Raw genomic sequence first — 400 nt, forward strand, 5'->3', positions numbered from 1 at the left:
CTGTGCGTCTCGTTCATCAGCATGGAGCACTTCCATGTGCCGGCCAACCTGATCTCGCTCGGTGCGATCGACTTTGGGGTGATTGTCGACGCGGCCGTGATCGTGATGGAAAACATCATGCGGCACCTCGAAGAAGGCGCCGAGAAGCTCGAAGACGCGATCGTCAAGGCGACCAACGAAGTGCAGCGCGCGATGATCTTCTCTACGGGCATCATCATCGTGGCGTATTCGCCGCTGTTCTTCATCGGCGGCGTGGAAGGCATCATCTTCAAGCCGATGGCGTTTACGATGGGCTTTGCGTTGATGGCATCGATCGTGCTCAGCCTGACGTTCGTGCCGGCGGCCACGTCGTTCGTCTTCGGCAAGACGCTGCATCCGCATTCGCCGGCGTTCATAGCGG

Annotated in this window: 1 protein-coding gene; it reads left to right on the forward strand. The window is 59.2% G+C overall.

Annotated features, from left to right (window positions below):
* Positions 1 to 400: efflux RND transporter permease subunit (locus I6F21_RS38325; protein WP_225184463.1), on the forward strand; the 400-nt coding region annotated here is incomplete at both ends.

Origin of the sequence: Bradyrhizobium sp. NBAIM03 (assembly GCF_020194055.1) — a bacterium.
Classification (GTDB): domain Bacteria; phylum Pseudomonadota; class Alphaproteobacteria; order Rhizobiales; family Xanthobacteraceae; genus Bradyrhizobium; species Bradyrhizobium yuanmingense.